At 62.8% G+C, this 14,688-nt stretch carries 13 protein-coding genes; 5 read left to right on the forward strand and 8 right to left on the reverse strand.

The window, feature by feature from the left end:
* The first annotated feature begins 114 nt into the window (after positions 1 to 114).
* On the forward strand, positions 115 to 882 hold the full coding sequence (locus GWP04_06780) for an SDR family oxidoreductase (GenBank protein ID NIA25258.1): 768 nt from the start codon (positions 115 to 117) through the stop codon (positions 880 to 882).
* A gap of 9 nt (positions 883 to 891) precedes the next feature.
* Here the strand turns inward: GWP04_06780 and GWP04_06785 are convergent, their stop codons facing one another.
* The 7 genes from GWP04_06785 to GWP04_06815 all read right to left on the reverse strand — a co-directional run bounded on the left by GWP04_06785 (position 892) and on the right by GWP04_06815 (position 9,113).
* On the reverse strand, positions 892 to 2,442 hold the full coding sequence (locus GWP04_06785) for an amidohydrolase family protein (protein ID NIA25259.1): 1,551 nt from the start codon (positions 2,440 to 2,442) through the stop codon (positions 892 to 894).
* The gene (locus GWP04_06790; GenBank protein ID NIA25260.1) at positions 2,424 to 2,942 is read right to left on the reverse strand and encodes a nitroreductase; all 519 of its coding nucleotides are present in this window, start codon (positions 2,940 to 2,942) and stop codon (positions 2,424 to 2,426) included. The genes GWP04_06785 and GWP04_06790 overlap by 19 nt, the downstream gene beginning before the upstream one ends.
* Before the next feature lie 23 nt (positions 2,943 to 2,965).
* The gene (locus GWP04_06795; GenBank protein NIA25261.1) at positions 2,966 to 3,766 is read right to left on the reverse strand and encodes an inositol monophosphatase; all 801 of its coding nucleotides are present in this window, start codon (positions 3,764 to 3,766) and stop codon (positions 2,966 to 2,968) included.
* Positions 3,767 to 3,890: 124 nt separating this feature from the next.
* Entirely contained in the window at positions 3,891 to 5,168 is a 1,278-nt protein-coding gene (locus GWP04_06800; GenBank protein NIA25262.1) for an aminotransferase class III-fold pyridoxal phosphate-dependent enzyme, read from the reverse strand.
* A 257-nt stretch (positions 5,169 to 5,425) separates the two neighbouring features.
* Complete coding sequence (locus GWP04_06805) at positions 5,426 to 7,375, reverse strand: hypothetical protein (protein NIA25263.1); 1,950 nt, start codon at positions 7,373 to 7,375, stop codon at positions 5,426 to 5,428.
* A gap of 512 nt (positions 7,376 to 7,887) precedes the next feature.
* Positions 7,888 to 8,679, reverse strand: coding sequence for an ATP-binding cassette domain-containing protein (locus tag GWP04_06810; protein NIA25264.1), 792 nt, complete (start codon positions 8,677 to 8,679; stop codon positions 7,888 to 7,890).
* Positions 8,661 to 9,113, reverse strand: a complete 453-nt coding sequence (locus GWP04_06815; protein NIA25265.1) for a hypothetical protein — start codon at positions 9,111 to 9,113, stop codon at positions 8,661 to 8,663. Before GWP04_06815 ends, GWP04_06810 begins: the two co-directional genes overlap by 19 nt.
* Before the next feature lie 25 nt (positions 9,114 to 9,138).
* Here GWP04_06815 and GWP04_06820 point away from each other — a divergent pair, with 25 nt between their 5' ends.
* From GWP04_06820 to GWP04_06830, 3 genes are read left to right on the forward strand one after another with little or no spacing between them, the layout of a single operon-like run.
* Complete coding sequence (locus GWP04_06820; GenBank protein NIA25266.1) at positions 9,139 to 10,044, forward strand: zinc ABC transporter solute-binding protein; 906 nt, start codon at positions 9,139 to 9,141, stop codon at positions 10,042 to 10,044.
* Positions 10,045 to 10,102: 58 nt separating this feature from the next.
* Positions 10,103 to 10,927 carry a metal ABC transporter permease gene (locus GWP04_06825; GenBank protein ID NIA25267.1) on the forward strand — a complete coding sequence of 275 codons (825 nt, stop codon included), beginning with the start codon at positions 10,103 to 10,105 and terminating at the stop codon, positions 10,925 to 10,927.
* Positions 10,928 to 10,963: 36 nt separating this feature from the next.
* Complete coding sequence (locus tag GWP04_06830) at positions 10,964 to 12,115, forward strand: hypothetical protein (protein NIA25268.1); 1,152 nt, start codon at positions 10,964 to 10,966, stop codon at positions 12,113 to 12,115.
* A 142-nt stretch (positions 12,116 to 12,257) separates the two neighbouring features.
* Here GWP04_06830 and GWP04_06835 read toward each other — a convergent pair whose 3' ends face one another.
* Entirely contained in the window at positions 12,258 to 12,665 is a 408-nt protein-coding gene (locus GWP04_06835; GenBank protein NIA25269.1) for a hypothetical protein, read from the reverse strand.
* A gap of 171 nt (positions 12,666 to 12,836) precedes the next feature.
* On the opposite strand from GWP04_06835, the gene GWP04_06840 reads away from it, so the two are divergent.
* Positions 12,837 to 14,549 (forward strand): peptide ABC transporter substrate-binding protein, encoded by a 1,713-nt coding sequence (locus tag GWP04_06840; protein NIA25270.1) that lies wholly within the window; start codon positions 12,837 to 12,839, stop codon positions 14,547 to 14,549.
* Positions 14,550 to 14,688: the final 139 nt, after the last annotated feature.

Below are 14,688 nucleotides of genomic sequence, written 5' to 3' on the forward strand. Positions count from 1 at the left end.
GACGACTGACGACTGACGACTGACGACTGACGACTGACGACTGACGACTGACGACTGACGACTGACGACTGACGACTGACGACTGACGACTGACCGAGCACTACCGTCTTCCTCATGGATACCGATCTACGCAACAAGGGAATTCTTGTCACCGGCGGCGCCGGAGGCATCGGCCAGGCCGTGGTTCGGGCGTTTGCCTCCGAGGGAGCGAGGGTTGCGATTCACTACCGGGCCTCGGAAGCAGCCGCGCTGGCACTTGCAGCAGAGGTGGGCGGAGTTGCTCTCGGAGCAGATCTGCGGCTCGAGGAGGAAGCAGACGAACTCGTGCCGCGCGCTGTGGAGGCACTGGGCTCCCTCAGCGTCTGTGTTGCCAATGCCGGCGTGTGGCCATCCGAGGATCTGCGTCTCTGGGAGCTGCCGCTGGCCAGATGGGAAGAGACGATTCGTGCAAACCTGACGGCGACGTTCCTCACTGTGCGGGCGTTTCTGCGTCACGCGGAGAAGACGCGCACGGGCAGCATCGTGATGGTCGGTTCGACGGCCGGAGTATTCGGAGAGGCCGGTCATGTGGACTACGCCGCGGCGAAAGGCGGCGTCATGACGGGTCTTCTCCTGAGTGCCAAGAACGAGGCGGCTCGGCTCGGCGTCAGGGTGAACGCCGTCGCACCAGGGTGGACGGTCACACCGATGACGACCGAGGCCCGGAAGGATCCGACGCTCGAACGGCTGGTGACGTCGACGATGGCGCTCAAGAAACTTGGGACCCCGGAGGACGTTGCTGCACAGATCGTTGCGCTCGCCTCCGATACGGTCTCAGGCCATGTCACGGGTCAGGTCGTGGTGGTCGCCGGTGGCATGGAAGGCAGACTCCTCCAGGACTGAGCGACGCAGTCAGACCTTTCGTCCTCCCACCCAGGTGGAGAGCACGCTTGCCTCGCGAAGCTCTGCAGGTGAGGCGGTCACGGGGTCACGATCGAGAACGATGAAGTCTGCCGGGCTGCCCGGAGCGAGTGGTTCCGGCTCACCGAGAAGACGTGCGGCGTCGTCGGTGAACAGCGCGAATGCCTGGTTCGCCGTGAGGGACTCTTCTGGCCAGAGGCCCGCGCGGTCTCGTGCTGCTGCCATGCCGGCAAGAGGACTCGGTGCTTCCACCGGAGCATCCGATCCGCCGGCCAAGCGGACTCCGTTTCGGGCCATCGTCGCAAATCGGTACGTGCATGCCGCGCGTCGTGCGCCGAGGCGTTGTTCCAGCCAGGGTCCGTCGGAGGGCACGAAGGCCGGCTGGATGCACGCGCCGACGCCCATCTCTGCCATGCGCCGGAGGTCATCGTCGTCCAGCATCGACGCATGCTCCATGCGGAGTCGGGTCGGATCGGTGCCTTCGGCGATGAGTGATGCGAACACGTCGAGGACGTGGGATGTGCCGCGATCGCCGATCGCGTGGATGGCGGCGGATCCGTCGAGAGCGAGCGCAGCGCGAATCCGTGGCAGTGTTTCGGAAAGGTCGAGCCTGAGCGTGCCTGCGACCTCAGGTTTGTCTGCATACGGGGCCCATAACGCCGCGGTGTGGCCTCCGAGGCTTCCGTCTGCGAACTCCTTGGCGCCACCGAACCGAAGCCGGGACGAGATTCTGTCGATCCGGTGTGCTGCCGTCTCGATGTCGTCCGGCGTTCGGCCGATCACAAGGCCGTGAACTCTCAGGGGGAGATCTGAAGCGATGTCGGCGAGCATCTCGAGTTCGTTTCCCGACGTCCAGAGGCTGCCGGAGACTTCGACGATCCCGCCGAGTGATGTGAGTCCGAGATGAGCAAGATGGCGCATCGTCTCGAGAAGGGCTTGCGCGTCGACGGGAGGTGTTCTCAGAACCGATGCTACGAGCCCGATCGCCGTCTCCCGCAAGATGCCGTTGGGATTCCCGTCTGCGTCACGGTCGAAAGAACCTGCGGCGGGGTCTGGGGTGTGCGGTCCGATTCCCGCCGCATCGAGTGCTGCGGTGTTCGCCACCCCAATGTGGCCGCACACTCGAGTCAGGAATACCGGACGTTCTGTGACGATGGTGTCCAGGTCGTGTCTGGTCGGCAGGCGCCGATCGGAGAGGCGCTCCTCGTCGAGGCGGCTTCCGGTCAACGCCCAACTGCCGTCGAGATGGGCATCGGCGTCTGCGAGTACCGACAGCAACGTCGAGATATCCGGAACTCCGTCGAGGAGGAGGCCTCCTTTGGTGGACGCGTATCCGACAGGATGGATGTGGGCGTCACGAAGGCCCGGTAGGAGCACTCCGCCGGAGAGGCGCTCCTCCGAGATGTTGGCCGATCGCAACCGGTCGGCTTGGCCGAGTTCGACGATCGTTCCATCGTGAACGAGGATGGCGTCCCCGGAGACTCCCCGTGCCGTTCGAACCAGATCGGCCACGAAGAGGCGCATCAGCGGGGGAACTCCCATATGAGCTCGCTCATCGGTTTCCTGCCTGCATATGCGCGCCGGGATCGTGAGATTCGTTCACGCTCCGGATCTTCGTAGCCGAAGGCGATCGCGTAGCGGCAGACATGGCCGTCGGGAAGATCGAGGATGCGGCGGCTGCATTCACCGTCATGCAGCGTCACCGGGCACGACGCGATTCCCAGGGCGGCGGCGGCCAGCATCATGTTCTGTGCCACCCGCCCGATATCGAACTCGTAGCCGTCGGGGAGCCGAATCAGCGCTATGCCGAAGGTGGCGTTGCGGAGGGGTGCCGTGTAGTTGCCGCACGCCGAGATCGTCTCGCGAGCGGCCTTGTCCCGCAGGGGAACGAACGCCCAGCGCTGTGTGTTCTTGGCACTGCCCGTCCAGCGACCCGCCTCGAGGATGCGATCTACATCTCGATCGGGAATGGGGTCTGACGTGAATTGCCGGACGGCTCTGAGTCCCTTGATCAAGGCATACGGGTTCGTGGAATGAGCCATGTGCGCGAACTCCTCTCGCTGGGCTACGAAGCAGAATCTACCCTCGGCTCGGCGAGGGAGTGGTCGATGAGCCTGCGCCACTCGTCATGAAGGGATGCATTGGATGCGATGAAGTGTTCGTCGTGCGGAGTGGAAGGTTCGCTCTCTCTGTTCGTCACGATGCCACCCGCCTCTCGTACCAGAAGAAGTCCCGCGGCGACGTCCCACGGGCCGAGTTTCTGTTCCCAGAACGCGTCGTAACGACCTGCGGCGACCCACGCGAGGTCCAGCGATGCCGTCCCCATGCGCCGCAGGCCCTGGATCCGGGCCAACACGGCACCGAGAGTGCGGGCGTACTCATCCGCGCGCTCACGACGATCGTACGGAAAACCCGTAGCGACGATCGCTGTATTGAGGGTCTTCGTGGGAGACACGATCAGGCGCCGGTCGTTGGACCACGCTCCACCTCCCGCGACGGCGTGGAATTCCTCTTGCCGGAACACGTCGAGGACAACACCGACCAGCGGCTGTCCTTGTTCGTAGAGAGCGACGGAGACGGCGACGTGTGGCACGCCGTGCACGAAGTTCACCGTTCCGTCGAGCGGATCGACGATCCACATCCGCCGGGCACTCTCGATCCGGCCACCTGCTTCTTCGCCCAGAAACGCGTCGTCGGGCCGCTCACACGACACCAGCGTCTGGATGCGTTCCTCGGATTCCCGATCTGCGGCCGTGACCGGGTTGACCTTGCCCTTGTAATCGACCGATGTCAGGTGTCCGAAGATGCGCCGGATCGCCGACGCTCCTTCCCGTGCCGCTGCCCTGGCAAGTTGTAGATCGTTCATCGCCATGGACTCTAGGACCCTGACGGCTCGGCACCGAGATGAGGAGGCCACCACAGTGGGTGGCCTCCTCGAGCCAGCCCAGGGGTCAGAGCCCCTGCCAGGGACAGGCCGGCACTGTAGATCGCTACCGGCGCTCGTACGCGTCGAGTCCCGCCTCGATCGTATCGATCGCCTGATCCAGTTCTTCGATGGTGGTGATGAGCGGAGGGATGAATCTGATCACGTTTCCATCCGGGCCGCACGCGATGATGATCAGCTCGTGCTCCAACCCGTACCGTGCGAGGAACTGCATCGCTTCGGCATCCGGTTCCCTGGTGTCATGATCCTTGACCAGCTCGACACCGATCATCAGACCGAGTCCGCGCACATCGCCGATCGTGGGATGTTCTTGCTGCGCCGTGCGGAAACGAGCGAACGCGTGAGAGGAGAGTTCTCGAGCATGCGGGAGCAGGCCCTCCATGACTTCGAGACCGGCCACCGACGCTGCACACGCCACCGGGTTCCCGCCGTAGGTTGTGCCGTGAGCGCCGACCGGCCATGCGCTCATGACTTCACGAGAAGCTCCGTACGCCGAGAGCGGCATCCCGTTTGCGATGCCCTTGCCGAGCACGATGATGTCGGGATCGATCCCGAAATGATCGGAGGCGAACCATTCCGCCGTGCGACCGAAGCCCGTCTGGACTTCGTCGAACACCAGCATGATGCCGTGCTCGTCTGCCATGTCCCGGAGTGCACGGAGGAAGGGTTCCGGAGCGGGGTAGTAGCCACCCTCTCCTTGAACGGGCTCGACGAGGAATGCGGCGATGGTCTTGGGGAGGACCTCATGCTTGAACATTCTCTGCAGTTCGTCCAAGGAGAGTTTCGTGGCTTCCTCCTCGGTCATTCCCCACCGATAGGGGTGCGGAAACGGGGCAACCCACACCGAACCGAGGATCGGGTGGTAGCCGTCCCGATACTTCGCGTTCGAGGTCGTATATGAGACCGATCCCATCGTCCGGCCGTGGAACGCGCCCCGAAACACGACCACGCCCTGACGCTTCGTCGTGTACTTGGCGAGCTTGACCCCGGCTTCGACGGCTTCGGCGCCGGAGTTCGCGAAGCCGAACATTTCGATGCCGTCGGGAGTGATCTCGCGGAGCCGTTCCGCCACGCGGACGATCGAGTCGTATCGGAAGACACAGCCTGCGTGGGTCAGCTTGCCGAGTTGTTCTCTGGCGGCTGCCACGACGTTCGGATGATTGTGGCCGAGATTGACGACGGCGGTACCGCACGCGAAATCGGCGTAGTGGTTGCCGTCGGTGTCGTACACCCAGAGGCCCTCGGCGTGGTCGGCGTGAATGTCGGTGTCGAAGGCGAGGACGGGGGCGACGGAAGAGGCGAAACGGTCGAGAAAGTCTTTCATTGATGTTCCTTTCGGCAGTTGCAGCAGATCCGGTGATGATTGCTACAAAGGAACGGCAAACAGCGCGGCCCTCGCGAGACGCGGAGTGTACGCACGCAGATGCACGGCTGCCATGGACTCATTGTGCCACAGGACGCAAATGGTTGCCGTGAAGGTCCGGTCGGTACATCGGGCAACGGTGTGCGACAGCTCAGACCTCTCTGTCCCAGTGCCCTCTCGCGACCGCTGACTCCGGTGTTCGAAGGCTCGGTGTGTCGTCAGGAGGATGGTATCCAGGCGATCTGGTCTGGGGCGGCGATGTCGATGGGGATTCGTCCGCGCCCTCGGGTCGAGATTGCTTCGAGTCGTCCCGCGTCATTCACGAGGAGCCAGGATCCATCGGGAGAGAATCCAAGCACCGTTCCTTCGACCGATGCCGTGACACAGGCAACGAATCCTCCGCACGTCAACTGTCCCATTCCCGGGGTGGCCATGATGAGTGTGAGCACGCCATCGGGAGAGTGCATCTCGACGGCGAAGGTGTGGGCGTCGTTGGCCGGGATGATGCGGCCCGAGGTTATCTGTAGGTCTTCCGGGTTGGTGTAGATCAACGAGAAGGGAGTTGCGTTGGATATCGGAGCATTGGGAAGCACGATGTCGCGCAGGAGTTCGGAGTCGCCGGGGATCCAGAACACGGCAGGCACTCCGATCTGTTGCTGAACGAGGACCAGGAGGTCCGACCGGACTCCGACAGCGGCGAGCAACCTGCGGGTCCCCGCGAGATTCGATGCGTCGATGAGTACCTCGGGGTCTTCACCCTCTGGAGGCACCGTGAGGATCGACGAAAGGGCTTGCGATATGGCAAAAGGCACCGAACCGACAACGCCGAGCGATGAGCCCGAGAGCACCGTTGTGAGCCCCGTCGGACCGGCACGGAGGATCTCACGGCTATCAGTCTCGAGGAGAACGCCGAGAACAGGATCGTTGATGATCCTGGTGACCATTGCCGCCTCTGTGGGTAGGGAGCCGAGCGTCCCCACCGTCCTGCCCGTTGTATCGAGGAGTAGAACATCGACGTTGGAGAGTCCGAACGATGCCGTGCGCAGCAACGGTGCCATGGGGTTGACGGAGAACGCGGCCTGGATGGAAGTGGTGGTTCCTGTGTCCAGCGGGTCGATGAGGTGGAGGCCATCCGGGTCTCGGCGGAACATCACGAAGTCTCGCAGTTCGAAGAGTGTTCCGGCGTCGATGAGCAGCGTCGGAGTAGGGACCAGCGCGGGATCGTAGACTCGTAGGCGATCGCCGGGCTCGGCGGCCGTGTCACTGATGAGCGTTTCTGTGAATCGGGGCCCGACGGGGTGTGCGTAGGTTCCGGTTTCGTCGGCCCAGTAGAGGGCAGTTCCGTCGCCGGACCATGTGAATGGCGAGTTTGTAGGTGCGAGCAGCTGGTGGATGGGTTCCGTGAGATTGAGCAGCCAGATGCCGGAGCCTTCGTCGGTGATCGTTGCGTCGACGGCGAGATACTTCGCGTCGGGGCTAAATACCCCAATACGGATGTCCGAGATGGCAGTCCGAGGAAGGATGTGGAAACCTCCGTTTATCCTGAGGCCCTCATCATCTTCGCCTACCGCAGCAAGCCGGCTCACCGCGATCAGGCGACCGGCCGTTGGGCCTTGGAGGAGTGGTCCTTCCACCGACCAGACGTAGTAGGACTGCTCGGACAGACCGAGACCCAAAGCCATCGAATCGGCCGACCAGTGCAGGGATGCTGCGCGCGGTGGACTGGGGTAGGAAACCCGGTCGAGCTCGAGCGAAGCTCCGGTCTCGAGATCCCAAACCGTGGGGTGACCGGCGAGGTCGACCGTCGCGAGCAGCCTTCCGTCAGGGGACAGTGCCACGTCGAGAAGATCGGCAGGAGCGGGGGTCGGCAGGGGGGTGTGGCCTCCATCGGGGGTGACTCGCACGTACGCCTCGCCGGTGACGGTCAGCAGCGATCCGTCCGGCATCACGTCCATGGCCGGTTCCAGGAAGGGGAACGTTCCCGTGAGGGTCTCCGGCGGCGTGTCAGGCTTCAGTAAACCCAACCATGTTCCGGCGACAGGCTCGTAGGCCGGTCGGCCGGCACCGGGCCTGGGAATCGTCGTTGTCGTTGTCGTGATGACCGGCGGAGCAGTCGGTGCCGTCACGCGTTGGAAGCCGGAGGGAATGGTGAGGATGGACAGGATCACTCCCACACCTACGACGGTCGCGGCGATCACCCAGGGCTTGAATCGTGGGCGCTGTGTTCGAGGTTCCGGGAAAGGCACAGTGTGGGGCGGGGTGTCCGCCTGCACATCGAACGTCTCGGGCGGGAGATCGTCCGCTCGCTGTGGCTCGTCGACGGGCGCCCAGGCGGGCCGCCCACATGTCGGGCAGTCGGTGCCGTCAACTTGCCTGTCACAGAAGAAGCAGTACCCCATCAAGCACAGAGTACGGCGCACGTGGAGCAAGTGCAGACGCGCGTCGGCTGTCGTGGGTGACTCCTCCGGGAGCATGTCCGTCCGGACGTTGGGTCGTTGATGGCACCATGAGTGCCGGTCCCGGCCCATGTGTGGTCGCATCGGTCGCGAAAGCCGAGCGACTCCGTGCGCCGAGTCTGTTTGGCGGCGGTCACGCCGACCATGGCGCTCTGCGACTCGTCATCGATGTTGCATCGCGATACGGAACACGAAGTACCGAGTAGGGCGAGCGAAGCGGGCTCCTACGGCTTGCGCTCGAAATGAATGTGGCGCGTATCGACAGGACGGTGGTGGGGATCGTCGTGGAGGACACGGCCCTCCTCGGTGGTCGACATGGGGTGTCCATAGGCGACACTCAGCGACTCTGCCGTGAGTACTTCATCGGGCGTGCCGGAAGCCACGACGCGGCCTGCGAGCAGGATCACATGGTCCGCTATGCCGGCCTCTTCGAGAGAATGCGTGGTCCCGATCACCGTGTTGCCGGCCGCCTTTTCGGCTTCGATCGCTTCCAGGATGTACTCACGCGAAACGAGGTCGAGACCGGTGATGGGTTCGTCGAGCAAGAGCAGCGAGGCTTCCTGGGCAAGTCCCTGGGCGACGAAGACCCGCTGACGCTGCCCTCCGGAGAGTTCCGACAGGTGCCGATCTGCCAGATCGGCGATACCAAGACGTTCCATGGAGCGTTCGCAGGCCAACCGGTCTTGTGCACCGAACCGATGGAAGAAGCCAAGACGTGCATACCTGCCCATCCCCACCGCCTCATGGACGGTTATCGGGGTGAGCTCGTTCAGCTTTGTCGACTGGAGCACATAGGCAACACCGCCTGGTCCGAGCGGCGGCATGATCAGCGATCCTGCGGTCGGTTCGACAAGGCCGGCGACTGCGCCGAGGAGGGTTGACTTGCCCGCACCGTTGGGTCCGATGATGGCGGTGACAGAACCGGCGGGGATCTCGAAGCTGGACGAAACCAGCGCCGTGCGATCGCCGTACGAGAGTTCGAGGTTCTGTGCACGGATCAGTGTTTTGCCTGGCATGCGGCGCAGATCCCTTCGAGCTCGAGACGGTGCCCTGTGATGTTGTAGCTCCCGGTATCTGCCAACGAATCGATGAGTCGCGAAATGGCACTTTCGAGTTCCGATGGTATGGCGACATCATCGGTGAGGCCGCACTCGGTGCAGATAAAATGGTGGTGATGCTCGCCGGTGACCGACTCGGCGAGCTCATATCGAGCGATGCCCTCCGTATCTCGATACTTCGCGACAAGTTCCGCCGTCTCCAAGGAGAGGAGTGTTCGATAGAGTGACGACACCGGAACTTTTCGTCCCATGACGGCGTCCAGCTCTGCAACGGAGCGGGGACCTGGCGTATGTGTGAGCGCCTCGAGAACGAGTCGCCTCGCCTTGGTCAGTCGAATGTTCCGAGCGACGAGGTGTCGCGTCGCTCGATCGAGGAGATCTGTTTGCGTCATCAAAACGAGATGATACCATTCTGTGATGAAAATGAGAACCGTTATCATATTAGCTATCCTGCTCTCCCTCATCGGAAGCGCCTGCGGCAATTCGGCGGTGGATGATCGGCCGACCGTGGTGACTACGACCACGATCCTCGGCGACATTGTCCGAGAGATCGTCGGCGACGAGTTGAATGTGCAGGTCCTCATGCCGGTGGGAGTGGATCCTCACGAGTTCAGCGCGTCGGCCGGACAGGTCGCGCAGATGGAGTCTGCCGTCCTCGTGGTGGCGAATGGCCTCGGTCTCGAGGAGGGCCTCTCGTCCGTGCTGGATGCAGTGATGGCCGACGGAGTGCCGGTGTTGAGGGTGGGGGACGTGGTGACGCCGCGATATTTCGAGAATGGACAACCGGATCCCCACATCTGGTTCGATCCCGAGCGGATGGCCGTCGCCGTCAGGAAGATCGCTGAGCGTCTCGCAGAGGTCGACGATCGGTTGTCGCCTGCCGATTGGTCGAGTCGCGGGGACGCCTACGCGGCCCGGATCCTGGACACAGAGGCGGAAATGAAGCAACGCTTTGGGCAGATCAGCCCCGAACGCCGCAAATTGGTGACTTCGCACATGGCATTCGGTTACCTCGCCGACCGTTTCGGTTTCGAGGTCGTCGGTGTTGTCATCCCGGGCGGTGGCACACTCGGCGAAGCGAGCGCATCCGCGCTGGGGGCGCTCGCCGAGACCATCGTCGCCGAGGATGTGCCGGCGATCTTCGTTGAGACCACGGTGTCCCCACGTCTCTCCGAGACTTTGGCTGCGGAGACGGGTCGCGATGTGGAGATCGTTACCCTTTACACGGGCTCACTTGGTGCCCCCGGATCGGGAGCGGATACCTACCTGGGCCTCCTCCTCACCGATACGGAGCGGATCGTCGACGCCTTGAAGGAGGGTTAGTGGCAACGTCGAGGGTTGGAGAGGACCCCATGACGAGTTGTGTGAGAGGCTGCTGAGCGTGGACTGGCTCATCGATCCGTTTCGTCTGGAGTTCATGCAGCGGGCGCTGCTGGCCGGATTCCTCGTGGCGGCCGTGACGTCGGTTGTCGGGACCTGGGTCGTCCTGCGAGGCCTCGCCTTCATGGGCGACGCACTTGCCCACGGGGTGCTGCCTGGGATCGCGCTCGCGGTGTTGATCGGATTCAGTCAGTTTGTTGGAGCAATCGTGTCTGCCCTCGTGATGGTGTGGGGTATCGGTGTGATCCATCGCAGGGCGAGGCTTTCGGAGGACACGGGGATCGGTCTGCTGTTCGTGGGGATGTTGGCTCTTGGCGTGGTGATCATCTCCCGCACATCCTCTTACGCGGGAAGCCTCACGGGGATTCTCTTTGGTGATGCGCTGGGGGTGACGAGGGGAGACCTCTGGGTTCTGGGCGCCGGGTTGGTCGTTACGGTGACCATCGCTCTGGTCTTCTATCGACCGTTTCTCGCCCTGTCGTTCAACGAAGACAAGGCCGCTCTGCTCGGAATGCGGCCCCGTCTCGCTCACGCCGTCATGCTCGCGCTCGTGACGCTGGCGGTCGTCATCGCATTCAGAACTGTGGGAACCCTGCTGGTCTTCGGCCTCTTGATCGCCCCACCGGCAACCGCGGCGCTGATCACGCGGCGGGTTCCGACGATGATGGTGACCGCCGTCGGGATTGGCTTGCTTTCGGTGGCGGGAGGGCTCCTCACGAGCTTCTACGCGAACACGGCTGCCGGAGCGACGATGGCGGGACTTTCTGTGGCGTTGTTCTTCCTTGTGCTCATGTCGAGAGACCTGGTGACGCGTCATCCGGCATGATCGAGATGTTCCGCCAAACACCTACCATGAGCGATCATGGCTAGGCATCGAATACCGACGAAACGCCCCGAAGTCGTGCGGGCTCTGCTGGCGGCGGCGATCGTGTTGGGCGTCGTCTTGCTCGGCTTCATCGCGGCGTCGGGTGTCCGTGCCTTTCAGGCCTATCGGAGCATCGAGCGCGAGCCGTTTGCCGAGGCGGCCGAGGTGCGGCAAGGGATCGCTCAGATGACGGATGAGCAGCGGGCCGAGATCCGCCAGGAGATTTCGGCTGGTCAAGAGGAAGCCGGTCAGAGCATTCCGCTCCTCGATCGGGATCTGCTCGCCATCGTGACGGCGCAGCGCAACGGCCGGCAACCCTATTTCATTCCCTTCAACGTCCCGGAGGCAACGAGTCCTGCGCTTCCCGACAGCATGTTCGCGTCGTACCTGCTGGTCGGTCAGGAGGGGCCTCGCGCCGACTCGATGATCTTCGTCCTCCTTCCGTCCGACGGATCCTCTCCGATCATGACATCGCTCCCTCGGGACCTTTATGTGAAGAATCCCTGCACGGATGAGTACGCCCGACTCAACACGGGTCTCGGGGGGTGCAGAGGCTTTGCAGGCGGCGCCGAGTTGCTGTCACTCATGGTGCAGGACTACACGGGGATCGAAGTAGATCACTTTGCCCGAATCGACTTTGGTGGGTTCGCCGCCGTCATCGATGCCCTGGGAGGCGTGGACCTGTGCGTCGACAATCCCGTTCGGGACTGGAGATCGGAACTCGATCTTCCGGCGGGATGTTCACACATCGGCGGCGACCAGGCGTTGGCCTGGGTGCGAACACGACATACCGAGGAATACGTCGACGGGGAGTGGCAGCCTATGCGGGGGGTAAGTGATTTCACCCGCGAGCGGCATCAGCAGGAGATGCTGTTCAAGGTTGCCGATCGGCTCGCTTCATTCGGCTCGCTCTCTGCATTCTCCGATGTGGCAAACCAGATAGCGGGAGTGATTCATCTCGATTCACGGTTTGCGTTCGGTGATGCCGTGAGCCTTGCCTGGAGCTTCCGCGGGATCAGTTCGTCGCAGGTCAAGCGTGTCCGCGTGTCGGTGGAGGATCACATCACCGATCGAGGCGCGTGGGTGCTGCTTCCGACGGCGATGTTCAACGAGGCTCTGGCGAAGGTCTATCCGGCAGCAAAGCGTTAGCCGGGCACGAAACCGCTCAGCTGTTGGTTTTCAGTAATCAGTAGTCGACGCGGTGCCTTCTTGTTGGGAACGCTTTGACGACTGACGACTGACGACTGACGACTGACGACTGACGACTGACGACTGACAGAGGCAGCCTCGCCTAGATGACTTCCACGGTCGTCTCCACCGGCACGTTCCCGCGAATGGCGTGAGATACCGAGCACATTTCCTCGTGGCTTCTGTGCACTGCGTCGATGACCTCTTCTTCGGTGATGCCATGGCCGCCAACTCGATAGTGCATGCGGAAACGCTGGAACCTCCATGGAGGATCCGGTTGTTTCGTGTAGCGAACGGTGATCTGGAGTTCGCGAACCCGATCGGAGCCGAGCAGGCTCAAGACGTCGACTCCTGAGCAACCGGCCAGGGCCATCGGCAGGAGGTCGGAAGGACGAACGCCCAGCGTCGCCTCTGCGTCGACATCGACGGGCATGCCATCGCGATCAACGGCGTCGAAGCGCCGGTCGCCGCCCCAGGTGAGAGATACGGAAGCCACATCGGTTCCTTTCATGGCGTGTACCGGATGATGGCAGATGCTGACGAAGCGCCTGGAAAGGGGCAGCCGATGAGTGGCAGAACATGGGGGATGAGGGTGGTTGCCCGTTGTCCTTGGTCTCGGACAGGACTAGGTTGGGCGTTGCTCGGCGCGTTCCGTCGAGCGACATCTAATGGAGGAGAGAGCATGAGACGCCGATTTTGGGTGGTTGCGTTGTTCGCCGTTCTGGCCCTGGTGGCTGCCGCATGCGGTGGTGGCGCGACGACAACGACGACGGCTGCCCCCACGACGACGGCTGCCCCCACGACGACGGCTGCGCCGGCAACGACGGCTGCCCCCACGACCACCGAGGCACCTGCGGGTCCCAAGACGATCATCATCGGCACGACCGACACGATCGCTGAGTTCGACTCGGCAGATGCGTACTCGGTGCGTGACTGGGAGATCATTCGCAACACCGGTGTAGGGCTGTTGACATTTGCCCCCGGTACGACGGAGCTGGTGCCCGGTATCGCCAAGAGTTACGACGTCAGCGATGATGGAAAGACGTACACCTTCCATCTTCGTGACGACGTGAAATTTGGCGATGGTTTGGCCTTGACGGCCCCGATGTATGTCACACACATCCACCGGATGATGACCCTCGACGGGTCGGGCGGTGTCGGCGGGGCGCTCGGTACGCCGTACATCGATACGGTGGAGGCGCCGGACGATCTGACCGTGGTCTTTCATCTGAAGGACGCGTTCGGCTACTTCCCGCAGATCGTTGCGGGTGCGCCGTACATCCCGATGGATCCGAACCAGTTCCCCGAGGACGCTCTTGTCGAGTTCCCGGACCCGCCGTTCTATGGCGTGGGCCCGTGGACGGTTACCGACTACACGATCGGTGAGCAGATGGTCCTGGAACCAAATGAGTTCTACTTCGGTGACAAGCCGAAGGTGGACCGGATCATCATCAAGGACTACTCGGACGCCCAGACCATGGCGCTGGCGTTGCAGAACCACGAGATCGATATCGCGTGGCGCACGATTGCGCAACCCGATTTGCTCGAGCAGCTCAAGAGTGTGGACGGCCTGACGGTCGCCACCGTGCCTGGTGGTTCCATCCGTTACCTGATCATCAACCACGCTCTGTCACCGACCGACGACAGCCACGTGCGTAAGGCGCTGGCATATGCGATCGACCGTGACGACATCGTTGACCGGGTGTCCGGTGGGACGTGGGAGCCGCTGTACTCGATGGACCCGCCAGGGTTCCTCGGTGCAACGGAGGCGTTCGACACGATGTACGGATCGCCGAATCTCGACAAGGCAAAGGAAGAGTTGACGGCCGCCGGTTACAGCGAGTCGAACAAGCTGGAACTGCAGTTGAGCTTCCCGCCGCAGCACTACGGCGGTACGGTGAGCGACACGATGCAGGTTCTGAAGGAGCAGTTCGAATCGACCGGCATGATCAACGTCACGTTGAACTCCCAGGAGTGGAGCACGTATGTGGGCGCCGTGATCGGCGGAGCCGACTACACCGTCTCGTTGCTGGGTTGGTTCTTCGACTACCCGGATCCGAGTAACTACCTCGAGCCGTTCGTGCTCAATGGTGGACTCGGCACGATGGTGACCGATCCCGATACGGGTGCGGCGCTGAGTGATGAGGCCACGAACCTCGTCGACTTGCTGAACCAGGCTGCGACCAGCACGGATCAGGCCAAGCGCGCCGAGCTCTACGGTCAGGCACAGGATGTGTATGCAGATCTGGTCGTGACGATTCCGATGTGGTTCGAAGCGGAGCACGTGATCTATTGGGACAACATCTCTGGTTCTCCCACTGACGCGAACCCCGAGTCGTTGAACATCGGACCCTCGTTCGACCTGCACTACGACCTGCTGAACATCTCCGGCTAGTTAGACACCTTTGAAGGTGAAGTAGGGGCGGGCCTTCGGGCCCGCCCCTGTTCGTTGTTGGCCGGCACAGAGGTGGCCGATCCGGGTATCGGAAGGCTGTCTGAGTTCGGCCGCGGCGCAACGGGGGAAATCGTCGAGT

The sequence above is a fragment of the Gammaproteobacteria bacterium genome (genome assembly GCA_011682695.1).
In the GTDB taxonomy this organism is placed as follows: Bacteria; Actinomycetota; Acidimicrobiia; order Spongiisociales; family UBA4744; genus BMS3Bbin01.